The 23,700-nt window shown below is 32.6% G+C and carries 23 protein-coding genes; 12 read left to right on the top strand and 11 right to left on the bottom strand.

Annotated elements, in window-relative coordinates; genetic code table 11:
* Positions 1-6: 6 nt before the first annotated feature.
* Positions 7-1,122: a hypothetical protein gene (locus Q0822_RS14200; protein WP_299124765.1), complete on the top strand. Its 1,116-nt coding sequence runs from the start codon at positions 7-9 to the stop codon at positions 1,120-1,122.
* 53 nt (positions 1,123-1,175) lie between these two features.
* On the opposite strand, the gene Q0822_RS14205 is transcribed toward Q0822_RS14200, so the two are convergent.
* From Q0822_RS14205 to Q0822_RS14220, 4 genes are read right to left on the bottom strand one after another with little or no spacing between them, the layout of a single operon-like run.
* On the bottom strand, positions 1,176-1,901 hold the full coding sequence (locus tag Q0822_RS14205) for a head GIN domain-containing protein (RefSeq protein WP_299124766.1): 726 nt from the start codon (positions 1,899-1,901) through the stop codon (positions 1,176-1,178).
* 26 nt (positions 1,902-1,927) lie between these two features.
* Positions 1,928-3,016 carry a hypothetical protein gene (locus Q0822_RS14210; protein WP_299124768.1) on the bottom strand — a complete coding sequence of 363 codons (1,089 nt, stop codon included), beginning with the start codon at positions 3,014-3,016 and terminating at the stop codon, positions 1,928-1,930.
* Entirely contained in the window at positions 2,994-3,557 is a 564-nt protein-coding gene (locus Q0822_RS14215; protein WP_299124770.1) for a hypothetical protein, read from the bottom strand. The genes Q0822_RS14210 and Q0822_RS14215 overlap by 23 nt, the downstream gene beginning before the upstream one ends.
* 12 nt (positions 3,558-3,569) lie before the next feature.
* The gene (locus Q0822_RS14220) at positions 3,570-4,121 is read right to left on the bottom strand and encodes an RNA polymerase sigma factor (RefSeq protein WP_299124771.1); all 552 of its coding nucleotides are present in this window, start codon (positions 4,119-4,121) and stop codon (positions 3,570-3,572) included.
* 230 nt (positions 4,122-4,351) lie between these two features.
* Here Q0822_RS14220 and lon point away from each other — a divergent pair, with 230 nt between their 5' ends.
* The 4 genes from lon to cmk all read left to right on the top strand — a co-directional run bounded on the left by lon (position 4,352) and on the right by cmk (position 9,305).
* A complete protein-coding gene (gene lon / locus Q0822_RS14225; RefSeq protein ID WP_299124772.1) occupies positions 4,352-6,805 on the top strand; it encodes an endopeptidase La in 2,454 nt (817 codons plus the stop codon).
* A complete protein-coding gene (locus tag Q0822_RS14230) occupies positions 6,789-7,520 on the top strand; it encodes a LysM peptidoglycan-binding domain-containing protein (RefSeq protein WP_299124773.1) in 732 nt (243 codons plus the stop codon). Before lon ends, Q0822_RS14230 begins: the two co-directional genes overlap by 17 nt.
* A gap of 73 nt (positions 7,521-7,593) precedes the next feature.
* Positions 7,594-8,613, top strand: coding sequence for a type IX secretion system protein PorQ (porQ, locus tag Q0822_RS14235; protein WP_299124775.1), 1,020 nt, complete (start codon positions 7,594-7,596; stop codon positions 8,611-8,613).
* 2 nt (positions 8,614-8,615) lie between these two features.
* Positions 8,616-9,305, top strand: coding sequence for a (d)CMP kinase (gene cmk, locus Q0822_RS14240; protein ID WP_299124776.1), 690 nt, complete (start codon positions 8,616-8,618; stop codon positions 9,303-9,305).
* A gap of 45 nt (positions 9,306-9,350) precedes the next feature.
* Here cmk and Q0822_RS14245 read toward each other — a convergent pair whose 3' ends face one another.
* Complete coding sequence (locus tag Q0822_RS14245; protein ID WP_299124778.1) at positions 9,351-9,728, bottom strand: LysM peptidoglycan-binding domain-containing protein; 378 nt, start codon at positions 9,726-9,728, stop codon at positions 9,351-9,353.
* Between the two features lie 280 nt (positions 9,729-10,008).
* Between Q0822_RS14245 and rpsA the strand changes: the two genes are divergently transcribed.
* From rpsA to Q0822_RS14270, 5 genes are all read left to right on the top strand, one after another.
* Positions 10,009-11,850: a 30S ribosomal protein S1 gene (gene rpsA, locus Q0822_RS14250; RefSeq protein ID WP_299124779.1), complete on the top strand. Its 1,842-nt coding sequence runs from the start codon at positions 10,009-10,011 to the stop codon at positions 11,848-11,850.
* Between the two features lie 160 nt (positions 11,851-12,010).
* A complete protein-coding gene (gene pyrR, locus Q0822_RS14255; RefSeq protein ID WP_299124782.1) occupies positions 12,011-12,550 on the top strand; it encodes a bifunctional pyr operon transcriptional regulator/uracil phosphoribosyltransferase PyrR in 540 nt (179 codons plus the stop codon).
* A gap of 12 nt (positions 12,551-12,562) precedes the next feature.
* Positions 12,563-13,492: an aspartate carbamoyltransferase catalytic subunit gene (locus Q0822_RS14260; protein WP_299124783.1), complete on the top strand. Its 930-nt coding sequence runs from the start codon at positions 12,563-12,565 to the stop codon at positions 13,490-13,492.
* A gap of 3 nt (positions 13,493-13,495) precedes the next feature.
* Entirely contained in the window at positions 13,496-13,828 is a 333-nt protein-coding gene (locus Q0822_RS14265; protein ID WP_299124785.1) for a ribonuclease Z, read from the top strand.
* A gap of 3 nt (positions 13,829-13,831) precedes the next feature.
* Positions 13,832-14,737 (top strand): ribonuclease Z, encoded by a 906-nt coding sequence (locus Q0822_RS14270; RefSeq protein WP_299124787.1) that lies wholly within the window; start codon positions 13,832-13,834, stop codon positions 14,735-14,737.
* Here Q0822_RS14270 and Q0822_RS14275 read toward each other — a convergent pair.
* The gene (locus Q0822_RS14275; protein WP_299124788.1) at positions 14,734-15,147 is read right to left on the bottom strand and encodes a hypothetical protein; all 414 of its coding nucleotides are present in this window, start codon (positions 15,145-15,147) and stop codon (positions 14,734-14,736) included. The two genes, Q0822_RS14270 and Q0822_RS14275, sit on opposite strands and share 4 nt — an antisense overlap.
* A 91-nt stretch (positions 15,148-15,238) precedes the next feature.
* Here Q0822_RS14275 and pdxH point away from each other — a divergent pair, with 91 nt between their 5' ends.
* The gene (gene pdxH, locus Q0822_RS14280; protein ID WP_299124790.1) at positions 15,239-15,886 is read left to right on the top strand and encodes a pyridoxamine 5'-phosphate oxidase; all 648 of its coding nucleotides are present in this window, start codon (positions 15,239-15,241) and stop codon (positions 15,884-15,886) included.
* Between the two features lie 190 nt (positions 15,887-16,076).
* Positions 16,077-16,574, top strand: a complete 498-nt coding sequence (locus Q0822_RS14285) for a CAP domain-containing protein (protein ID WP_299124791.1) — start codon at positions 16,077-16,079, stop codon at positions 16,572-16,574.
* 57 nt (positions 16,575-16,631) lie between these two features.
* Here the strand turns inward: Q0822_RS14285 and Q0822_RS14290 are convergent, their stop codons facing one another.
* From Q0822_RS14290 to Q0822_RS14310, 5 genes are all read right to left on the bottom strand, one after another.
* Positions 16,632-17,696, bottom strand: coding sequence for an ATP-grasp domain-containing protein (locus Q0822_RS14290; RefSeq protein WP_299124792.1), 1,065 nt, complete (start codon positions 17,694-17,696; stop codon positions 16,632-16,634).
* Between the two features lie 21 nt (positions 17,697-17,717).
* Positions 17,718-18,176 (bottom strand): pyridoxamine 5'-phosphate oxidase family protein, encoded by a 459-nt coding sequence (locus Q0822_RS14295; RefSeq protein WP_299124793.1) that lies wholly within the window; start codon positions 18,174-18,176, stop codon positions 17,718-17,720.
* Between the two features lie 92 nt (positions 18,177-18,268).
* On the bottom strand, positions 18,269-20,176 hold the full coding sequence (locus Q0822_RS14300; RefSeq protein WP_299124795.1) for an OmpA family protein: 1,908 nt from the start codon (positions 20,174-20,176) through the stop codon (positions 18,269-18,271).
* Between the two features lie 13 nt (positions 20,177-20,189).
* The gene (locus Q0822_RS14305; protein WP_299124797.1) at positions 20,190-21,125 is read right to left on the bottom strand and encodes a type IX secretion system membrane protein PorP/SprF; all 936 of its coding nucleotides are present in this window, start codon (positions 21,123-21,125) and stop codon (positions 20,190-20,192) included.
* 10 nt (positions 21,126-21,135) lie between these two features.
* A partial coding sequence (locus tag Q0822_RS14310) for a gliding motility-associated C-terminal domain-containing protein (protein ID WP_299124799.1) occupies positions 21,136-23,700 on the bottom strand: 2,565 nt, incomplete at its 5' end.

A 23,700-nucleotide genomic window follows, 5' to 3' on the forward strand; every position in this document is an offset into this window, starting at 1 on the left:
CTCGCTATGATGATAAAAAAACGCTTATTGCGTCTTCTTTTTGTACCCTTATTTCTTGTTAATTGTGATAATGAACCCTATGAAGGTGAACTTATTGTTGAAGATAACTCATGCGAAATAGCAACTCAAGCCTCTGTAAGTGCAGCAGAAGATTATGCTTTAGCTTCAGAGGAGGATTTCAGCATTTTATGCCAAGCTTATAGAGATGCCTTAGAAAATCAGATTGAAAAATGTGGTGATGAAGATGGAATGTTACAAACTTCTATAGATAGTTTAGGGGAGTGCTCAATAATTAATGAGTTATGTGATGAAGCCATTATTGCATCACAAATAGCACGACAGAATTATTTAGCTGCTCAGGATGATAATTTCGAAGGGCTATGCAACACCTATAAAGATACTTTGGAATATCAAATTGAAGTTTGTGGTGATGATGGTTCGTTACAAACTCTAATTAATGAACTAGGTAATTGCGAATTAAATGCGGATCCATGTGAAGAAGCCATAGAAGCGACTGGGATTGCTGAGGAAGCATACAATAATTTTACAGAAGATAATTTCGAAGCTATATGCAATGCCTATAAAGATGCATTGATGAGTCAGATAGAAATTTGCGGTGACATTGATGGCAATTTACAGCTTATTATAGATCAATTGGGAGATTGTGTACCTGAAGATATCGTACCAATTGAAGGCACATGGGTTTTGAATTTTATATTGATAAGTAGTCAATTAGATATTGATAATGATGAGCAGGAAACAATTAATATATACGCTGAAATGAACTGCCATGAAATAGAAACTGTAGAATTTTACGAAGATGGGACAGGTGAGTTTTATCGATCTACATTAGCTAATTATTCTTATGTAAACAATTCTGGTTCTGCAGATGGTGTTGATTTCATAGTTACTTGTAGTGAGTTAAATACGGCTATAAACTTTAATTGGGTTCGGGTAGATAATAATATTTTTGCTATGTTAGAAGGAGGCACAACAATAACTTTTCTAAAGAGCCCTAATGTTTTATCATTGTTTATTCCAGATGGTTTTTCTGCTAATAATGTGGATAATATATCACCGAACATTATTCATGATATCTCATATGTGTATTATAAAGAATAAAAAAAGGACAAGCAAAACGCTCATCCTTTTCATTTTTGGTTGGATAATAAATCTTAGTTACTTACACTACCTGAGCCTGTAATCTTAGTATCTTTATTTGTAGGCTTACCAGAGTATTTGACATCTCCAGAACCTGTAACTCTAGCTTTTAATTCTCCATTGCATACCACATATATATCACCAGAACCAGCGATTTTTGCATCAACGTTTGTGCTTTTTAAACTTTTACCATTAAAATCACCAGAGCCAGCTATTTTAGTAGTTAAATCTGTAGTAGTACCTGTTAATTCTATATCACCAGAACCAGCAATAGCACTCTCTATACTTTTAGCAGATACATTTAAGTTAATATCACCAGAACCAGCTAATGACACTTTAAATTCATCTGCTTTTATAGTCCCAGAATTTTCAATATCACCTGAGCCAGCAAGAGAAACAGAGTTGATAGACTCATAAGGTACTGTAACAACTATGGTTTGACTAGGCTTAAGATTTATCCCTTTCTTTACCTTTACCACAAGTTTATTGTCTTTTATTTCTGTGACAATATATTCCATAAGATTTGCATCCCCTTTAATAGTAATCTCACCTTCTTTTCCTTGCACTAATTTAAAGTCCATAGGTCCTGCAGCTTTTAGGCCTTCGTATGAGCTAGTAGATCTTGTAGTAGTTGTGATATTGTTATCACCTTTAATTTTTTTACCATTTCCCCATTGTGCACATGATAATGTTGTACTTAAAAGAAATGCTAACACTGTAATTGATTTTAATAGTTTCATTTTTCCGTTTTTTATTTAATTGATAGTTATATTTTTTTGAAGCTAACGCTTCCATGCTGAGATTTAATTTTTACAAAATTTCCAGAATCTTTAGAACCATAGTAGCCATTATACTTTTTACTAGTATGATTAACTTCTTTGTTGGTAAAATTGAATCCTTCAGAATCCCTTAAAGAACCGTGCTGAAAGTCTAAGTCAAAATTGAAATTAAAATCAGTATCAAATCCTATAGTAGTACTTGTAAATCGAGAGTCAATCATAATAGAACTTGCTTTACTTGCCACGCGACCAATTTTTAAAGAGCCATGACTAGTACTTAATTCTAAATCTTTAAAAATAGTACCTATTCTAACGGTTAAGTGGTTGCTCTTACCATCTAAATTATTGACATTATCTACTTCTATAGAACCAAAGTTGCAATCGTATTTTACATTTTCTACATTTTCTATTGTAGATTTTGTATGATTAGCTTTAATAGTTATTTTTTCAGTTTTTGCTACTGTAAAACCACTATGATTAGCTGAAATTTCACCTTCCTTAATATATTCAAAATAACAATTTCTTGTATGATTAAAATTAATTACATTACTATTAGATAATAATTCTTTAGTAGTGATTTTTCCGTGATCACACCTAATCTTACTAGAGCCTTTTAGTTTATCTAAATCAATTGATCCAAATTTATTGGTAAGATCTACATTATTGGTCATAGGCATTTTAATAATATAGTCAATCTCCATTTTAAGATTCATCTTCTTTCCCCAATTCCACCAGCTTTTTTCATTTTTACCAATTTCAGTTATAGCAGAAACCAAATCATTTGAAGACGAAAACTCTACATCAATTCTATCGAGACGTTCTTGTACTTTTTCAGCGTTATTACCAGTTACTTTGATCGTAATATCAAATTCTACTCGGTTTTTATCCCAAGTAATAATATTTAAGTTTCCAAAACTATTATTCACTTTTACAGTAGCGCTAGAAGAGACGTTAAATGATTTTTTAATGTTTCTTTCTTTGGTCGTTTTAGCAAATTCTACACCTGTATTAGCTAATGCAATAAAAGGCATTAACATAAGTAATAGAACTAATCTATATTGTATTTTTAGGTTCATCTGTGTTGATTTTTAATTCTTTAATCGTTTCTATTTGTTCTAGAACAGCATTTAAAATATCTATTCTACTTTGAAAGTTGGAAATCATCGCATAAATAATACGCTGATCGTTTCCATTTTCGGTTAAATCAGTTTTTAGATTTTGATAATCTGTTTCTAAAATTTTAATTTGTTCTAAAGCATCAGTAATAATTTGTTCGGTTAATGGCGAACGTTCACTATTGAGCTTCTTTAATTCATTTTGTATTGTTGCTGTGAAAAAGTCTTGTGTTTCAGCCATTTCTGGTGATACACTTGCCAAGTCTAAAGCTTCAGGATCGTTATTTAATGTTATAAATACACTAAAGCAAATCACTAAAGAAGCAGCAATAGCTAAAAATGGTTTCCAGTTAAAACCTGATGATTTTTTTGCTTCATGTGAAACCACATCATTTGCTTTTAGCTTATCCAAAAACCGTTGTTCATGTCCTTGTTTAGGTTCGTTTATATCAAACTCACCTTGTAGGTCATCAAATAAATTTTCTATAGTATCTTTTTCCATAGTTGCTTTTTATTAAGCGGTTTGTACCAGTTTTTTTCGTAAACTTTCTTTAGCTCTAGATATTAATGTTCTGCAATTTGCATACGATATATCCATAATGCTACAGATCTCTTCATAATCATAGCCTTCAATAAGATGTAAGGATAGCCCTAAACTGTAATTTGGTTTTAATGTTTTCATTACACGCATTATTTGCTTTACTTTTTCGTTACTATGACTGCTTTGATCTATGCTTTGGTCATCTTCAACTTTATAAATTATATTTTCTAAAGGCACTTCATTTTTCTTTATAGTTTTGTTATAGTGCGCAATACTATTATTTACAACAATACGTTTTAACCATGCTCCAAATAATTTGGTATCCTCTAGCGTTTTTAGCTTTGTAAATGCCGTTAAAAAAGACTCTTGCATAATGTCTTCAGCCTTAAAAGAATCTTTTACAATTCTAATTGCTGTGTTGTACATCGCTTTGTTATATCTGTTGTAAACCTCTAATTGTGCACGTTGGTTACCAGAATTACAAAGCAATATTAACTGTTCGATATCTTGATTGGTTGATGTCAAAAAAACAAATGCTTTAGTGTATAGATAAGACGTTTTATTTATTGTTACAGTTTGACTAAAAAAAGTTTTAATTTTTATAAAGATAATGGCATATTAATTGAAAATATACTAGTGTGAATAACTTTAAATATCTTATAACTATCTGATATTCAATATAAAGTTAATTATTAATACATTTAAACAAATGCTATTCTGAAAAATATAAATGACAGAATGGCTCAAAAACATATATGGGAAAATCTAAATTTATAAACCTTGACAGTTTGTCATTTCAGGATTTCGATGAGAATTCAGAATTAATTCCGTTGATGACTCCAGAAGATGAGGAACAGATAAATAATGAATCTTTACCAGAATCACTTCCAATTCTACCGCTTAGAAACACGGTATTATTTCCTGGCGTTGTAATTCCAATTACCGCTGGCCGTGATGCATCAATTAAGTTGATTAATGATGCGAATAAAGGCGGAAAAGTAATAGGTGTAGTTTCTCAGAAAGATGAATCTGTTGAAAATCCAAGTGAGAAAGATATTTACAAAACAGGAACTGTTGCTCGTATTTTAAAAGTTCTTAAAATGCCAGATGGTAATACGACTGTCATAATTCAAGGAAAGAAGCGCTTCGTTATTAATAAGGTTATAACTAACAAACCTTATTTAACAGCAACTATATCTGATATACCTGAAGCTAAGCCAGCTCCAGATAATCAGGAGTTTAAGGCAATCATAGATTCTATAAAAGAGCTTTCACTAGATATTATTAAGGAAAGTCCAAATATTCCTTCAGAGGCTTCTTTTGCTATTAAGAATATTGAAAGTAATTCGTTTTTAGTCAATTTTGTTTCTTCTAATATGAATCTTAAGGTTGAAGAAAAACAAAGGCTTTTAAAGATTAATGACCTTAAAGAGCGTGCACTTCAAACATTGAAGTTCATGAATATGGAATATCAAAAGCTAGAGCTTAAAAACGATATTCAGAGTAAGGTTCAGAGTGATATGAACCAGCAACAGCGCGAGTATTTCTTGCACCAGCAAATGAAAACCATTCAAGAAGAATTGGGTGGAGGAGTGTCATCTGGGGAAGAGATTGAAGAGATGAAAACACGTGCCAAATCCAAGAAATGGGATATTAAGGTAAAGGAGCATTTTGATAAGGAATTGTCTAAAATGCAACGCATGAATCCTCAGGTAGCTGAGTATTCTATTCAACGAAATTATTTAGATCTGTTTTTAGATTTACCTTGGAATGAATTTACCCAAGATAAATTTGATTTAAAAAGAGCTATGAAAATCTTAGATCGAGACCATTTTGGTTTAGATGATGTTAAGAAACGTATTATAGAATATTTGGCAGTATTAAAACTTCGTAACGATATGAAGTCTCCAATACTTTGTCTTTATGGTCCTCCAGGTGTTGGAAAAACGTCCTTAGGTAAATCTATTGCTGAAGCTTTAGGTAGAGAATATGTAAGAATTTCATTAGGTGGTTTGCGTGACGAGTCTGAAATCAGAGGTCATAGAAAAACTTATATTGGTGCTATGCCAGGGCGAATAATTCAGAGTCTAAAGAAAGCAGGCACATCAAATCCTGTATTTGTATTGGACGAAATAGATAAATTATCTACAGGTAATCAAGGTGACCCATCATCTGCAATGTTAGAGGTATTAGATCCAGAACAAAACAGTGAGTTTTATGATAATTTCCTAGAGATGGGTTATGATCTTTCTAAAGTTATGTTTGTAGCTACGGCTAATAGCTTAAATACTATTCAGCCTGCATTGAGAGATCGTATGGAAATCATTAATGTTACAGGTTATACTATTGAGGAAAAGGTAGAAATTGCGAAACGTCATTTATTACCAAAGCAATTAAAAGAACATGGTTTAGATGATAAAGCATTAAAAGTGGGTAAACCTCAATTAGAGAAAATTGTTGAAGGTTACACACGCGAATCTGGAGTTAGAGGCTTGGAGAAGCAAATTGCTAAAACGGTACGCTATGCAGCCAAGAATATTGCCATGGAAGAAGAGTATAACATTAAAATTTCTAATGAAGATATTATTCAAATTTTAGGAAGCCCAAGATTAGAACGCGATAAATACGAAAATAATAATGTCGCTGGCGTTGTTACAGGTTTAGCTTGGACTAGAGTAGGAGGTGATATTTTATTTATTGAATCCATTTTATCCAAAGGAAAAGGTAATTTAACTATTACAGGTAACCTAGGAAAAGTAATGAAAGAGTCTGCGACGATTGCCATGGAGTATATTAAAGCTAATGCAGACGAATTCGATATTAATCCAGAAGTTTTCGATAAGTATAATGTGCATATTCATGTACCAGAAGGGGCTACTCCAAAAGATGGACCAAGTGCAGGTGTTACAATGTTAACAAGTTTAGTATCTTTGTTTACACAGCGTAAAGTGAAAAAGAGTTTGGCAATGACAGGTGAGATTACATTACGCGGTAAAGTGTTACCAGTTGGCGGAATAAAAGAAAAAATCTTAGCAGCTAAACGTGCGCGGATAAAAGAAATCTTGTTGTGTGAAGACAACAGAAGGGATATAGAAGAAATAAAACCCGAATACCTCAAAGGACTTACTTTTCACTATGTTACGGATATGAGCGATGTTTTAAAACTCGCCTTAACCAATCAAAAAGTGAAAAATGCAAAGAAATTGTAAATTAATAGTATCTATTATTGCTCTCGCATTAACTAGTATAGGTGTTTTTGCGCAAGATGAAGTTGAATATAAAGATGTTATTTTAGATGGAAAGCCAGCTAAGCTAAATGTTGCAACTGGTGAAATTACTTTGGTTAAGCCAGAAACTAAAAAGTCGGTTAATTTATCTGCAGTAAATGAAGTGTCAGCTGCCGAATCAGATTTCCATGTTGTAAAAGAGAATGAAACTTTATTGGATATTTCTAAGAACTATAATGTGTCATTGACAGAATTAAAACGTGCCAATAACTTAGAAACAACACTTATTGATAAAGGGCAAAGGCTTCGTGTTAAAAATTTAGATGTTCATATAGATTCAATCATACAAGAAGAAAGCAATGTATCTGATGAAAGCTATTCTGAAAACAATAATTCAAACTTTTATATAGTTGAAAAGGATGACACCTTATTTAGTTTAGCTAGACGTTATAATCTAAGTGTAAATCAGTTAAAAAGTATCAATAACTTGAATTCTAGTTTAATTTATATAGGTCAAAAGCTTCGAGTTACTGAGTTTGGTTCGGTAGATAATTCTGTATCAGTTTGGACAGTAGTATCAGGAGACACATTATTTAGCATTGCGCAAAAAAACGGAACTTCAGTTGATGCCCTAAAACAACTAAATGGATTAACCAGTAATCTTATAAAAGTGGGGCAAAAATTGAAGTTAAAATAGAAAAGAAGACCTCTCAAAAAATAAAAAAATCATATCATCGTTTTAAGATAGATTTAGTTATTTTGCAAAATCTATGATTAAGCGAATTACCACCTTATGTTTAATGCTTTTAGCATTGCCTTTGTTTGCACAATTGGGAGGTGAATCGACTTATCAATTTTTAAATTTAGTTTCCTCTCCAAGACAAGCTGCTTTAGGCGGAAAAATCATTACTAATTTCGACCATGATGTCACTGAAGCACTTTATAATCCGGCTTCTATTAATTATCAAATGAACAATCAACTAGCTGTAAATGTCTCTAATTATTTAGGAGGAATTACCTACGGAAGTGCAGCCTATGCTTATACTTGGGATAGACATGTGCAAACCTTTCATTTTGGTATCAATTACATTAATTATGGCTCGTTTGATGGCTATGATGTTAATGGTAATTCTACAGGAACTTTTAATGGAAATGAAGCGGCAATATCTGCTGGTTACAATTATAATATTCCGTATACAGATTTTTATATTGGCGCAAACGTAAAGATTATAACATCTGCTTTAGAACAATATAACTCCATTGGTGGTGCAATAGACTTTGGCGCAATGTACATTAATGAAGATTTAGATTTTCATGCAGCACTTACGGTTAGAAATATAGGAACTCAGTTTACAACTTACGCAGGTCAAAACGAACCTTTGCCTTTTGAAGTTAATTTTGGTATGTCGCAAACCTTAGAGCATGTACCAATACGCTGGCATCTCACCTTAGAGAATTTACAGAAATGGCCAATTGGTGTTTCTAACCCTGCGAGAGCAACAACAGATTTAGATGGTAATCAAACCCAAGAAGAACTTAGTTTTTTTAACAAAGGCTTACGTCATCTTATTTTGGGAGCAGAATTATTTCCTGAAGGTGGATTTAATTTAAGATTAGGTTATAACTTTAGGCGTGCAGAAGAATTACGAATTGTGGATCAAAGAAATTTTTCAGGACTTTCTGTGGGTATAGGTATTAAATTAAACAAAATGCGATTTAGTTACACGCATGCCAGATATACGAGTGCATCAAATACTAGTTTTTTTGGACTTCAAATAGATTTACGCTAAATATGAATAAGATTGTTATAGCAATAGACGGATTTTCATCCACTGGAAAAAGCACTATCGCCAAAAAATTGGCTAACAAGCTTAATTATATTTATGTAGATACAGGTGCTATGTATAGAGCTGTAACATATTTCGCTTTAGAGCATAATTTTATTGGTGATGATTTTTTTCATTCAGAAGAGTTAATTAAAAAATTAGATGAAATTACCATTACATTTAAATTTAACGACATCAAAGGTTTTGCTGAAGTTTACTTAAATGATAAAAATATTGAATCCGATATTAGAACGCTTAGAGTCTCTCAGTTTGTAAGTCCTGTGGCAACATTATCTGAAGTAAGACGTAAGTTGGTTGAGCAGCAACAGCTTATGGGTAAGGACAAAGGTATTGTGATGGATGGACGCGATATTGGAACGGTAGTTTTTCCTGATGCTGAATTAAAGATTTTTATGATAGCTTCTGCTGAGACTAGGGCTAAACGCAGATATAATGAGTTAATAGAACGAGGTCATAATCTTAGTTATGAAGATGTATTAGAAAATGTAACGACAAGAGATCGAATTGATTCTACAAGAGAAGATTCACCTTTAATAAAAGCAGAAGATGCAATTGAAATTGATAATTCTGAGTTAACAATAGAAGAGCAGCTTGATACTATTTTAAATCTAGCTAGTCACAGTATATCTAAATAAAAAAAAGCGACCCTAAAGTCGCTTTTTTTAATTTCTATATTCTTATTAAAGATTAGGAATAATTAATTCCTGATCTGGATGTATCATATCCGGATTCTTTAAAATATCAGAATTAGCCGCAAAAATTTCTTTGTACTTCATGGCATCACCATAATAGTGCTTAGCGATTTTTCCTAAAGTTTCACCAGAAGAAACTGTATGTCTTGCATACACAGATTCGTCTGCAACTTTGATATCTGCCATAATATCTGCTGGATTATCTCCACCTGCCTCTTTAATTTTATCCCAAATTAAGTTTTTATCATATTGTGTAGCTGCTGTACCTTTTACTTTAAGTACTCCGTTGTCTTCACTAACATCACCGTTTTGGATGTTTAATTTTTCGCCTAAGTCTAATACACCTTGGTATTTAGCTCTAACCATAATTGTAAGTTTTTTAAATTATTAATTAATGTAAATATACCAAATTATGTTCCAAATTTTAAGATTATGTCCATCATTTTGGCATACTATTATTTTGACACAAAAAATAAATTAAAGTCACTGTATTTAGTGTTTGGTTTTCAGAGAAATATATAGTATTTTTGCGCTCCTTTTTAGCGGATAAGAAAGAATAAAAGGAATAAGAAATCATAAATTAATAACTTCTGTAGAATTTTTCGCAAATCTTTCAAATTTTACAGAATACAAAGTTTAATCAGCAATGGCTGAAAAGAAAACAAAAAAAGCTGAGGTAGCAGTAGAAGCAACTGAGGCAGCAACAGTAGAAGCTCCTGTAGTATCAGAAGCTCAAGCAAATCCAGAAAAATTCTTAAAAGAGTTCGATTGGCACAATTACGAAGAAGGAATTGAGCAAGTAGCGGATAAAAAATTAGAAGAATTCGAAAAGTTAGTATCAGAGAATTTCGTTGACACTTTAGATGATGAAGTTGTAGAAGGTACTGTAATTACTATTACAGATCGTGATGCAATTATTGATATCAATGCAAAATCTGAAGGTGTAATTTCTCTTAACGAGTTCCGTTACAATCCAGATTTAAAAGTTGGTGACAAAGTGGAAGTATTAATTGATGTGCGTGAAGACGCTACAGGTCAATTAGTATTATCACACAGAAAAGCTCGTGTAATTAAGGCATGGGATAGAGTGAATAACGCACATGACACTGGAGAAATCGTAAATGGTTTTGTTAAATGTAGAACTAAAGGTGGTATGATCGTTGACGTATTTGGTATAGAAGCTTTCTTACCAGGTTCTCAAATTGACGTTAAGCCAATTAGAGATTACGATCAGTATGTTAATAAAACTATGGAGTTTAAGGTTGTGAAAATCAATCACGAATTCAAGAATATAGTTGTATCTCATAAAGCCTTAATTGAGGCAGATATTGAAGAACAAAAGAAAGAAATCATTGGTCAACTAGAAAAAGGACAAGTATTAGAAGGTATTGTAAAAAATATCACTTCTTATGGTGTGTTTATCGATTTAGGTGGTGTAGATGGTTTAGTTCATATTACAGATTTATCTTGGTCTCGTATCAACCATCCAAATGAGATTGTTGACTTAGATCAGAAATTAAATGTTGTAATCCTTGATTTTGATGAAAATAAATCAAGAATTCAATTAGGTCTTAAGCAATTATCTAAGCATCCTTGGGAAGCTTTAGGTGAAGAGGTTAAAGTTGGTGATAAAGTAAAAGGTAAAGTTGTAGTCATTGCAGATTATGGTGCTTTTGTTGAGGTAGAAGAAGGTGTTGAAGGGCTAGTTCATGTAAGTGAAATGTCTTGGTCAACACATTTACGTTCAGCTCAAGATTTCGTTTCTGTAGGTGATGAAATTGATGCTGTAATCTTAACTTTAGATAGAGAAGATCGTAAAATGTCTCTTGGTATTAAGCAATTAACACCAGATCCATGGACTGATATTACAAAGAAATATCCTGTAGGTTCTAAGCACACAGGTATAGTACGTAACTTTACAAACTTTGGTGTTTTTGTTGAACTAGAAGAAGGCATTGACGGATTAATTTATATCTCGGATTTATCTTGGACTAAGAAAATTAAGCATCCATCAGAATTTTGTAACGTAGGTGATAACTTAGATGTAGTAGTATTAGAGTTAGATGTAGAAGGACGTAAATTATCTTTAGGTCACAAACAAACTACTGAAAACCCTTGGGACAAGTACGAAACTGAGTTCGCTTTAGATACTGTGCATAAAGCTGCTATTACAGAAATGGTAGATAAAGGAGCAACTATAGAATTTAACGATGATATCGTTGCATTTATTCCAGCACGCCATTTAGAAAAAGAAGATGGTTCTAAGCTTAAGAAAGGTGAGGAAGCAGAATTCAAAATAATTGAGTTCAATAAAGAATTCAAACGTGTTGTAGCATCTCATACAGCAGTATTTAGAGAAGAAGAAGCTAAAATCGTTAAGAAAGCTGTTAGAAAACAGGAAGCTCAAGCGGCAGAAGCTAAACCAACTTTAGGCGATGCCAACGATGCTTTACAAGCACTTAAAGATAAAATGGACGGGAAAAAGTAATTTCCTTCAATTCCTGCGAAGGCAGGAATCTCATTAATCTATATTATAAAGCCTCTCGTTTTACGGGAGGTTTTTTACTTTCTATAAATAGTTGGTGACTTACATTTTATCTTCAAAAATTTTAACTTAACTTTGTATACCAACAACGCTTGGAAACCAAATGAGTCAAAAAGTACTACTTAACTCTAAAGAAGTCAATATTACCCTTCACAGATTGGCTTGCCAACTTATTGAAAACCACGATGATTTTTCAGAAACTGTTTTGATTGGTATCCAACCAAGAGGACGTTTTTTAGCTGACCGTTTAGCGAAAATGCTAAAAGAAGAATATAAAATTAAGAACGTTCAACTAGGTCAATTAGATATCACTTTTTTCAGAGATGATTTCAGACGAGGAGAAAAACCTTTAGAAGCAAATACCACAGAAATTGATTTTATAGTAGAAAATAAAAATGTTGTTTTTATTGATGATGTTTTATATACAGGCCGCAGTATAAGGTCTGCGCTTACTGCAATTCAGTCTTTTGGAAGACCAAATAATATAGAATTATTAACCTTAATTGATAGGCGTTTTAGCAGACATTTACCAATTCAACCTAATTATAAAGGCAGACAAGTAGATGCTATCGATAATCAAAAGGTGAAGGTAAAATGGGTAGAGAATGAAGGAGAAGATGTAGTTTATTTAATTGATAAATAGAACACTGAAATTATGAGTGAATTAAGTGTCAATCACTTATTAGGAATAAAATATCTTACCAAACAAGATATTGAACTTATTTTTGAAACTGCTGATCAGTTTAAAGAGGTTATTAATAGACCTATTAAAAAAGTACCTTCCCTTAGAGACATTACAATTGCCAATTTATTTTTTGAAAATTCAACACGTACCAAGTTATCCTTTGAACTTGCTGAGAAACGACTTTCAGCAGATGTTATCAATTTTTCAGCATCGCAATCTTCAGTAAAAAAAGGCGAAACACTTATTGATACGGTAAATAATATCTTATCTATGAAAGTAGATATGGTTGTGATGCGTCATCCAAACCCTGGAGCAGGAGTGTTTTTATCTAAACATGTCAATGCAAGTATAATAAACGCTGGTGATGGAGCACATGAGCATCCTACACAAGCTTTATTAGATTCGTATTCAATTAGAGAAAAACTTGGCAGTGTAAAAGGTAAAAACGTTGTTATTGTAGGTGATATTTTGCACAGCAGAGTAGCGCTTTCAAATATATATGCATTACAATTGCAAGGTGCTAACGTTATGGTTTGTGGTCCTAAAACGTTACTTCCAAAATATATCAAAGATTTAGGAGTAAAGGTAGAGACGAATCTTAAAAAGGCTTTAGAATGGTGCGATGTGGCTAATATGTTAAGGGTACAAAATGAGCGTATGGATATTAGTTATTTTCCTTCAACACGAGAATATACACAGCAATTTGGTGTCAATAAGGAACTGCTCGATAGCTTAGATAAAGATATTGTAATTATGCACCCAGGGCCTATAAATCGTGGTGTAGAAATTACTAGCGACGTTGCAGATTCTAAACAGGCTATTATTTTAAATCAAGTTGAGAATGGAGTAGCAGTAAGGATGGCTGTCATTTACTTACTCGCTGCCAAAATAAAACAATAGATTATGATCATAGATAGAGATGGTAACATTACCATAATTACTCAGGAGAAAGCATCGGTAAAGACATTGGTCAATAATATTGAACAAGACTATGATAAATATAAAAACTATCATTTAATTGTAAATTTATCTAGTATAGATAAAATTACATTACAAGATGTTATTGAATTCTTGCGATTATCAAATAATCATCGAGGTGATAAAAAGTCATTTGTAATTGTTTCTGATAAGGTAAATTTAGACGAGATGCCAGATGAGATAGTTGTTGTACCTACCATGCAGGAAGCTTACGATATCATTGAAATGGAAGATATTGAACGTGATTTAGGGATTTAATTAATGAAATTAACAATCCTAGGCTGTCACAGTGCCACTCCTCGTATTAATACCAATCCTACCTCTCAGGTTTTAGAAATTAAAAACCACATGTTTCTTATTGATTGCGGTGAAGGTACTCAGGTAGAATTGCGACGAAATAAAATAAAATTTTCGAGAATTAAACATATTTTTATTTCGCACCTTCATGGAGATCATTACTTTGGATTAGTGGGCCTAATCAATACTTTTAGCCTATTAACTAGAGAAACTGAACTTCATATTTATGCACCAAAAGGATTAAAGGAAGTCATAACACTTCAAATGAAATTATCTAATGGTTGGACCAAATACCCTCTTATTTTTCATGAATTAACTTCAAAAACGTCAGAACTCATTTACGAAGATGATAAAGTAGAAGTGCATACCATTCCTTTAGATCATCGTGTCTATACCAATGGATTTTTGTTTAAAGAAAAAGAGAATGAACGGAAATTAGATATTAATTTAGTTAATGAAGCCAATATAAACGTAGCTTATTTTAGAAAGTTAAAGCAAGGTTTTGATGTAGAAAATGAAGATGGAGTTTTAATAAGTAATGAAAAAGTAACTAAAGACCCAATAGCAGCTAAAAGTTATGCTTTTTGTAGCGATACTGCTTATGATGAAAGTATTGTTCCTATAATAAAAAACGTTACTGTATTATATCATGAGTCTACTTTTTTAGACAAAAATGAAGCCCTTTGTATAGTAACCAAACACAGTACTGCCAAACATGCAGCTAAAATTGCTAAAAAAGCAAATGTAGAAACTCTAATTCTTGGGCATTTTTCTACACGTTATAATGGTTATGATGATTTTAAATCAGAAGCAGAAACTGTTTTTGACAATGTATTATTAGCAAAGGACGGTAAGACTTTTGATTTTTAGTTTAATTCTTTCAATTGCTGCACCCAATTAATGGCTTCTTCTAGAGTTTTAGACCTTTTTAAAGGAATAGATGAGAGTTGTTTTTCAATATTAGCACTTAAAAAAGTAGAATCTCTATAGCTAACAATAGAAGCAGCAATTAAAATACTATCATCTTTATCAAAATAAGACCAAAGTAAAGGGTCAATTGAATAAGAATTGACTCTATTAGCAATATAAGCTACTGTCTTATGAAAGCCATAATGCTCTCTTAAGATAGAAATAACTTTATTTAATTCATTCCAGTCAAAATGTTCACCTTCATTGACTTCCATAATAAAAAAATTATCTAGTAAGTAATAAGAGCCAATATCTAGAACTACTTTTTCATATTTTAATGATTTTGATAGGGAGGATTCTTCAAAGCGCATAATTAGGGTTATAAATTTTTGTTAGGGTTTAAGAATTCAAATCTACTCTTTTTTTGATATAAACAAAATAATAAACTAACTTCGTAGGTCTATGGAAAAAGACCTAAGCAACTACAGGAAATCTTACGAAAAGGGGGAGTTATTATTAGATAATGTTCCAGAAAACCCATTAGAATTATTCCGTAATTGGTTTATTGAAGTTGATACACATTTTAACATTGATGAAACCAATGCAATGACTATTTCTACCTTGGGCTTAGATGGTTATCCAAAAAGTAGAGTAGTGCTATTAAAGAAATACACTTATGAAGGATTTATTTTCTACACCAATTATAATAGTGAAAAGGGAAAAGCCATTCTTGCCAATCCTAATGTGTGCTTATCTTTTTTTTGGCATGCTGCAGAGCGACAAATCATTATTAAGGGAAAAGCCGAAAAAATTGCAGAAAACTTAAGTGATGGCTATTTTGAATCACGACCTCGCGGAAGTCAACTTGGAGCCATTGTTTCTAATCAAAGTGAAGTTTTAAATGATAGGGCAGAACTTGAAGCTAATCTAAAAGCTTTAGAAACTAAATATGAAGGTAAGGATATTGAGCGTCCAAAAAATTGGGGAGGATACATAGTAAAACCTGTTGAGCTAGAATTCTGGCAAGGCAGACCTAATAGATTACATGATAGAATCCGCTATCAACTTCAAGAAGATTTTGATTGGAAAATAGAGCGTCTTTCCCCATAGTTACAAACTATCGACTAAAGGTAATTTTAAACGTCATAATCCATTTTTTTTATTCTAAAACGTGCATTTAATCGATGTTTGGCATAAAAAATCGATAAAATACATGTATTTCATCGAATTTTTCTAGATTTTCTTTTTTTTTAGTATTTAGGTTACTAGCTTAGATATCCCAAACCTAAATAACCTACTTATGAGATTGTCTAAACTATTGCCATGTTTGGCTATTGTTGCCGTCTTTGGCTTTACATCTTGCTCAACTGATACTGTCGCAGAAGATGCTATAAATTCGATTGAAGTGCCTATTGCTCCTCAAGCTAAACAGATTGAAATCGAGATTATGGAGCTCATAAATGCTTATAGAATTGGTGAGGGATTAAGTGCATTAAATCAACATAATACTGTAAAAGCTGTTGCCTATACTCATACAGATTATATGATAGAAGTAAATAACGTATCTCACGATAACTTTTTTCAAAGAAAGCAAAGTTTACAAGTTAATGCAAATGCTAATATAGTTTCAGAAAATGTGGCTTATGGCTTCAATTCTGCACAATCTGTAGTTAATGCTTGGATAAATAGTCCAAGTCACAGAGATAATATTAAAGGTAATTATACAGATTTTGATGTCTCTGCTGAACAAAATGAAGCAGGTAAGTGGTATTTTACCAACATTTTTATAAAAAGATAGAAGAGATTACAACTTTTTAAAAGCCTCTATAAGCCACAATTTTTGTGGCTTTTTTATTCAATTGCTTGGATTTATTGGCCTCCAAGCTTGCATAAGCATATTATTCAATAAGTCTATATAATCCCATCCAATTTCTCTGGAAGCCAATAAGGTTAAACTATCTTGATTTTGTCTATGTGGTCTTGACGGTCCTGTCATATTGGGTTTCATATTCAGATCGAATAAAAAATAATTTCCATTTTCTTCTGCACGGCAATCTATTCTTATAGGTGCTTTTATATTTAATAATTCACCTGCTTTTTCACAATGATCGCAAACTTTAATAATAGTCTCTGAATTTAGTTCACTATGATTAAGAACTGAGCTGTTTTTTATTACTGCTACTATACCATTGTAAGGTGCAATTCCGTTTATATGGTTAAACCTTTTTACAGCTGGAAGGCTCCAAGGTTTTTTAAAAGTTCTTTTTTGATTTTTAATTAAATAAGTACCTGATGGCATTACCGTAATTGTTATTTCTTGGCCGCTCAAAAATTGCTCTACATAGATCATATTTCCGTAGATCTTATCAGAGAATATTTCATTTAGTTTGGTGTCTAATTCTTTTTGATTTTTAACCAATGAAACACCTTGGCTTCCTCTCCCTCTTATCGGTTTAACAACTAAAGGAAAAGGAATATCCAATTCATAATCGGCCATATTATCGATTGAAATCAATTTAGTTTTGGGTATGGGAATTTTGTTTTTCCGCAAAAGCTCATTTGTAAAATATTTATCATCATAAGCATCTACTTGTCTTGGTATTTGCCCAACAAACTGAATATCCAATCCAAAGAAGCTTTCTATGACGTGATTTTGGTATAAAATAGTATTTAGCCAAAATGTATTGGCACCTTTATCCAAAGCATCTTGAATTCCATTTTTAGTATCAGGAAAAACCCAATCAAAATCATTATTAATATCTGGATTTTCAGAAGGTGTAACTATCGAAATATTATGCTTTATCAATTCGCAAGCGATGTCTGCTCCGCTATCGGAGTATCCGCCTGGCTTCATTGGTTTCTGAATGCCATCATTAGTTGGCGGAAGATTGGCTTGGTATAAAATTGCTATAGACTGCATTCTTTTTTTAACTTATTCTTTTTACATTTTCATTCCATAAGTCTTTTTTGCACTTTCAATTTGTTCTACTTCTGTTGTATTAGGATAGAAAATATATTTAGGTGCAATAATTGGTTTCACTTGCTCAATAGATATTTCAGTAATTGTCCTGAATGGAAATTTTCCTTCTGTCATTTCAGTCAAAATATTTTCCATTTCCGAGAATTTTGAATCTATTCCTGTAATGATTTTAGCTTTTCCTTTAATTTGAAATCCTTTTTGTTTCAAAATATCGATAAAACTCACACAAACATTTTGGTTATCCTTTATATTTCGAACCGTTTGAGGTGAAGCGATATTTGCGATAATTATTTTATCAGTTTCAAAGTAGTTGAAAATTTCTTTTGGTGAGACATTTGGTACGTTTTCGACAGAGACTGTAGCAAGCCAGCAAAGGACACTTTTATCTACATATTCCTTTATGTCTTTTGTCAGTTCCATTTTTTTAATTTGAAATCCGTTGAGAATAAAGATAATACAAAAAAAGCAAGCCTATAAAAGCTTGCTCTTTAAAAAAAGTTATTTTTTGAGGTCTAAAACTCGCTTACAATGTAAAAATAAGAACGTCTGTTTATTTGATGCTCCTCTTCAGTACATTTTACACGATTACCACATTTATTTAAAAGTTTTGTTTCACCATAACCAATAGCACTTTCTATTCTACTAGCATGAATACCTCTAGAGATAAGATAATCTTTAGTAGATTTAGCTCTTCTGTCAGATAATTTCATATTGTATTTATCGCGTCCTCTACTATCCGTATGCGATTCAATTTTAATTATCATATCCTCATGCTTTCTTAGTACATCAACAATATTTTCTAACTCATATTGTGCATCTGTTCTTATATTTGATTTGGCAAAATCAAAAAATATTGGATTAATGACGATTTGATTATCAGTAATTAAAGGAATTAAGAATAAGTCAACAGTATTTTCCTTCTCATTATCGTATGCTGTTGCAAGTGTCTCTTTATCATCCTTGTAATCTGGTTTACTACCAAGAATAGTATAGGTTTTATTACAGTCAATTTCAAAAGTATATGTTCCATCATCTTCAGTTATAACCTCTTCAATGACCTTGCCTGTTTCATCGATTAATTTTACTGAGACTCCGGGTAATTCCATGTCAGATCTATCATCTTTGGCAACACCTTTAAGCTGCTGCTTACATAAAACTGCATTAAAGCTGTAAATATCGTCACCACCATTACCTTCTGGTCTATTAGAAGAGAAATATCCTTTTTGGCCTGATGAATCTGCAAAGAATGCAAAATCGTCATATCCACTATTATATGGCGCCCCTAAATTCTCTGGTTCAGAGCGATCGCCTTTTAGGATGTTTGATTTAAATATATCCAACAGTCCTAAATTTAAATAGCCATCAGAAGAGAAGAACAATGTATTATCTTGACTAATAAAAGGAAACATTTCCCGTCCCTCAGTATTAATTTTTTCACCAAGATTTATAGGTTCTCCGTAGGATCCATCTTCGTTAATTGAGACAGAATAAATATCTGTTTGACCAATACCGCCTTCACGATCTGAAACGAAGTATAATGTCTTATTATCAACACTCAAAGCGGGATGACCTGTTGAGAATACATCATCATTAAATGGAAGTTCTACAGCATCTGTCCATTGATTATTTATTAAAGTCGCTTTATAAATTTTAAGATGTGTAGTGCCTTCTTTGTCATATTGCAATCTATTACGCTTATTGATGTTATCTCTTGTAAAATATAGAGTTTTGCCATCATTAGTAATTGCAATAGAGGCTTCGTGATAATCGGTGTTTACCTTTTCACCTTTAATTTCTTTCGGTGAATCAAAAGAAAGAAAATCATTACTATCTATAATATTTACTTCAAACAAATCCAAAAAAGGTTCTTTGTTCCAGTTATAAACTTTTTTGTCGTCACCTCTTGCAGAAGCAAAGTACAGCTTGCTGCCGACCACATAAGGTCCAAAGTCTGAATATTCAGAGTTGAAAGGTAGATTTTCAATGGTGACAATTATATCTCCCTCAGCGGTTAATTTACTGTACAAATCTACTTCATCAGGATTATAGCCTTTTAATCTGCTATCGCCTTGTTGAGCAGCACTTAATTCCTTAAACCACTTGTCAGCTTCTTTGTAACTACCTATGCTTCTTAATGATTGAATATATTTATATAAATATTCGGCTTCAATTTTTTTATGCTCTTTTAAAGCTTCGCCATACCAATAAGCAGCTTTCTCAGATTTAGAATTATTGTAGTAGGCATCTCCTAACCGCGTTAGAACATGAACACTATTATCGCCTTTTGAAATTGCCTTTTCGTATAACTCAATGGCTTTTTCATAAGAGTAATTATCGAAAAACTTATCTGCCAATTTCGTTTGGGAAAAAGATAACGAACAGCTTACAATAAGAGTAATAATTAATAATCTTGTCTTCATAATGCGTTTCTTTTTAGAAATATCTTGGCGATTTAATTCGTTTACTTTTAAAGATTTCGAACATCAATAATATTTCGTGTGTACCACTGGTATATGCCCTTAAGTCCGAGAATGGAAATTCATAAGCATAACCAATTCTTAATTGTTTTGATATTTGAAAATCTGCAATAGCACCTAAAGCAGAAGTGTTTTGATCTACTCTGTAGCCACCACCAATCCAAAATGTTTCATTAAATAAGAAGTTTGCAGAAATGTCAAAAGAAAGTGGTGCACCATTTGTTGCTTTTAATAATACTGAAGGTTTTAGCTTAGTCGTTTCATTTAAGTCAAATACATAACCACCGGTTAAATAGTAACTTATACGTTCTAATGCAATATAATCTAAAGTGCCCTGACGTCCTTTATTGTAGTCGGTATTTAATATTCTAGGTGCTGATAATCCAACATACCAACGCTGAGAGTGTAAGTACAGACCTGCACCAACATTAGGACTCCAACGGTTAGATACATCATTAAAGAACGGGTCATCAACAACAGAAGGATCATTAAGTAGCTCTTGATCTAAGGTATAGTGTGTAAAACCACCTTTAATACCAAAAGCTAATTTTGTAGTTTCACTAGTATTAATTGTGTATGAATAATCTGCATATAAATATGAGAAATTTTCATAACCTAACTTGTCATTAATAAATGAGATACCTAAACCCATTTTTTCGTTCCTCATTGGTGTATGAACAGATAGGGTCTGGGTTTCTGGTCCACCTTTTAAACCAACCCATTGGCTTCTATGCAAACCAACTACACTAAGTGTTTCTCTACTACCTGCATAAGCCGGATTAATAGAAATAGTATTAAACATGTATTGCGTAAACTGAGGTAATTGCTGCGCAAAAGCAGTAGAGACACTCAATATGACTATGGCAATACTTATAAATTTTGATAACTTCATCGGTTAAGTTTTAATTTGTTGCCACGTAGATAGGACCTGTAAATGGTGCTAATCCACTATCTTTTATATTAATAATATAATAATATGTACCTGTTGGAACTTTGCCAGAATTTCCTACGGAAGATCCATGAGCATTACCATTCCAATCGTTTTGGTAATTATTAGATTTGTATATCTCAGCTCCCCAACGATTGAATATTTGTACTTCAATAACGAAGCCACATTGCTCAATAGAGTCTACTGTAAAATAATCATTGATATTATCGCCATTTGCAGTCACAGTCTTAGATATGACTACATTATCTTCAGAACTACAAGGTAGTACTAAACAATCATCATCCATTGTAACTGTAACTTCTACTTCTTTAGGACATGGTCCTTCAGTAATAGAGTACATAAATGTATATATACCAACATCAGCTGTTGAAGGATCAAAGAAACTTCCGTTTAGAGTTGTATTACCAGTTACGACACTCCATGCTCCATCCATGCTAAAATCACCGGATAATAAATCGAATAAATCAAATTCAATATCAAGGACACAACGTTCGGCATCCATAACGTTAATGACATTACTTATTTCTACTGTTATATTTTGTGTGAATACCGCTTCATTACCACAATCATCAGTCACTGTCCATGTTCTTATGATTGAATAATCATCAAAATCATTAACCTGAGTTGAAACTTCATCGAATACTACATCTATATTATTAGAACACGAATCTTCAAATACTAAACTTGGAACTTCAGGGATATCATCACAAGCAACCGTTATATTTTCATCGAATCCTGTAACTACTGTAGGTGCAGTATTGTCTTCAACAGTTATTATTTGTGTATGTACAGTATCATTGTTACAACTATCTGTAGCAGTCCATGTACGTTCTATAATATAGTCACCAATACAAGCTCCATTCGTAATCACTTCAGTAAATTCAACTGTTGCATCACCGCAATTATCACTAGCAGTTAATGTTTCTGCTGTTGGTACATTATCACATTCTACGTTAGCATCTGCAGGTAATGTTTCGTTGAACATTGGAGCAGTTGTATCTTGAATTGTTATAGTTTGAACAAAAGTTGTATTATTTCCACAGGCATCAGTTAATGACCATGTGCGCGTAATAATATATTCATTAGAGCAAGCTCCATCTGCAGTACCATCAGTGAAAGTAGCTTGTAAACCACTATCACAATTATCGGATTCATCAGTAACATCACCTGTAAGCGCCAAGTCTGTAGCATCAACGTCACATTCAATAGTGATATTAGCAGGGACAGAAAATGTAGGTGGTGTTGTATCTTCAATCGTTAACGTAGCAGTAAGAGTTGAAGTGTTACCACAATCATCAGCTACAGTATATAAGACAGTAATTGTACCACCAGCACCACATGTTGGGACTAGATTAGCAAAGTCATAATCTGAAGTCACTACGTTTGTTGGGTCTACATCACAAGCATCTGTACCACAAGTTTCAAGTGCAGCAATATTAGCAGCATTCCAAGCCATAGCAAGAGTTTCGTTATCATCACCACTACATTCTATAGTTTCATCAACAACAGTACATGCTGATAAATCAGGCCCAGTTGTATCTTGTAGTGTAAGAGTAGCAGTGAAAGTATTAGCATTTCCAGTTGCATCTGTAAGCGTATAAATTACAGTTATTGTTCCACCAGCACCACAATCAGAAACTAGATTTCCAAAGGTATAGTCTGAAGTTACTATAACATTATTATCACAAGCATCTGTTGCGCAATTTTCTAAAGCCATAATATTAGCGGCATTCCAATTATTAGCAATTGTTTCATTCTCTGCACCATTACACTCAATAACTTCATCAAGAACAGCACAATTAGAAATGTCAGGTGGAGTAGTGTCTTCAATTAAATCAGTTATAGTCTGAGATGAAGCGGTTATAATTGTTCCATTTACAACTTCTTCTGCAGTTACGGTCGCTGTATTAATTACTTGAGTAGCATCAATATCTATTTGAGTAACTAAATAGGTAGCATTATATATCCAAGTTTCATCTGGATCTAATTGATTATCGCTATCTGTATCTCCGGAAACAAAGTTAATACTCACAGGTGGTGTTGCATTTTCCAATAAAGGATCAGAAATAATTACATTTCCTAATGCTATATCACCATTATTGGTTACAGTAAAGGTGTACGTTATAGTCTCACCAATTTCAGTACAGTCATTTCCATTTTCATTGTTGAACACTCCAGTTTTTATAAGTTGTAAACCAGATTCATTACAAAGTGTCACATCCGGATTATTAGCATCGATTACATAAGTATCCGTAGCTTGAACCGTAGTTGTTCCATCAGGTTCTAAACCTTCAGCTGTTACATTGTTGGTAATATTACCAGCATCAACATCAGCTTGTGTTATTGTATAATCTGGTGCAGTAAATACCCATGTTTCAGTTGGGTCAAGAATACCATCACCATTATCACCAGTAAGAGTAAGCGTAGCTGTAATATCACCACCTAATAAATCATCAGTGATAGTAACAGAATTAATCGATACATCACCAGTATTGGTTACTGTGAATGTGTAAGTCAC

The sequence above is a fragment of the uncultured Winogradskyella sp. genome, assembly GCF_947496485.1.
In the GTDB taxonomy this organism is placed as follows: Bacteria; Bacteroidota; Bacteroidia; order Flavobacteriales; family Flavobacteriaceae; genus Winogradskyella.

What these genes read in the sequence shown, in the direction of transcription:
- Q0822_RS14200 (WP_299124765.1), top strand. Translation starts at nt 7, where the DNA reads ATGATGATAAAAAAACGCTTATTGCGTCTTCTTTTTGTACCCTTATTT.
- Q0822_RS14205 (WP_299124766.1), bottom strand. Translation starts at nt 1,901, where the DNA reads ATGAAACTATTAAAATCAATTACAGTGTTAGCATTTCTTTTAAGTACA.
- Q0822_RS14210 (WP_299124768.1), bottom strand. Translation starts at nt 3,016, where the DNA reads ATGAACCTAAAAATACAATATAGATTAGTTCTATTACTTATGTTAATG.
- Q0822_RS14215 (WP_299124770.1), bottom strand. Translation starts at nt 3,557, where the DNA reads ATGGAAAAAGATACTATAGAAAATTTATTTGATGACCTACAAGGTGAG.
- lon (WP_299124772.1), top strand. Translation starts at nt 4,352, where the DNA reads ATGGGAAAATCTAAATTTATAAACCTTGACAGTTTGTCATTTCAGGAT.
- Q0822_RS14230 (WP_299124773.1), top strand. Translation starts at nt 6,789, where the DNA reads ATGCAAAGAAATTGTAAATTAATAGTATCTATTATTGCTCTCGCATTA.
- porQ (WP_299124775.1), top strand. Translation starts at nt 7,594, where the DNA reads ATGATTAAGCGAATTACCACCTTATGTTTAATGCTTTTAGCATTGCCT.
- cmk (WP_299124776.1), top strand. Translation starts at nt 8,616, where the DNA reads ATGAATAAGATTGTTATAGCAATAGACGGATTTTCATCCACTGGAAAA.
- Q0822_RS14245 (WP_299124778.1), bottom strand. Translation starts at nt 9,728, where the DNA reads ATGGTTAGAGCTAAATACCAAGGTGTATTAGACTTAGGCGAAAAATTA.
- rpsA (WP_299124779.1), top strand. Translation starts at nt 10,009, where the DNA reads ATGGCTGAAAAGAAAACAAAAAAAGCTGAGGTAGCAGTAGAAGCAACT.
- pyrR (WP_299124782.1), top strand. Translation starts at nt 12,011, where the DNA reads ATGAGTCAAAAAGTACTACTTAACTCTAAAGAAGTCAATATTACCCTT.
- Q0822_RS14260 (WP_299124783.1), top strand. Translation starts at nt 12,563, where the DNA reads ATGAGTGAATTAAGTGTCAATCACTTATTAGGAATAAAATATCTTACC.
- Q0822_RS14265 (WP_299124785.1), top strand. Translation starts at nt 13,496, where the DNA reads ATGATCATAGATAGAGATGGTAACATTACCATAATTACTCAGGAGAAA.
- Q0822_RS14270 (WP_299124787.1), top strand. Translation starts at nt 13,832, where the DNA reads ATGAAATTAACAATCCTAGGCTGTCACAGTGCCACTCCTCGTATTAAT.
- Q0822_RS14275 (WP_299124788.1), bottom strand. Translation starts at nt 15,147, where the DNA reads ATGCGCTTTGAAGAATCCTCCCTATCAAAATCATTAAAATATGAAAAA.
- pdxH (WP_299124790.1), top strand. Translation starts at nt 15,239, where the DNA reads ATGGAAAAAGACCTAAGCAACTACAGGAAATCTTACGAAAAGGGGGAG.
- Q0822_RS14285 (WP_299124791.1), top strand. Translation starts at nt 16,077, where the DNA reads ATGAGATTGTCTAAACTATTGCCATGTTTGGCTATTGTTGCCGTCTTT.
- Q0822_RS14290 (WP_299124792.1), bottom strand. Translation starts at nt 17,696, where the DNA reads ATGCAGTCTATAGCAATTTTATACCAAGCCAATCTTCCGCCAACTAAT.
- Q0822_RS14295 (WP_299124793.1), bottom strand. Translation starts at nt 18,176, where the DNA reads ATGGAACTGACAAAAGACATAAAGGAATATGTAGATAAAAGTGTCCTT.
- Q0822_RS14300 (WP_299124795.1), bottom strand. Translation starts at nt 20,176, where the DNA reads ATGAAGACAAGATTATTAATTATTACTCTTATTGTAAGCTGTTCGTTA.
- Q0822_RS14305 (WP_299124797.1), bottom strand. Translation starts at nt 21,125, where the DNA reads ATGAAGTTATCAAAATTTATAAGTATTGCCATAGTCATATTGAGTGTC.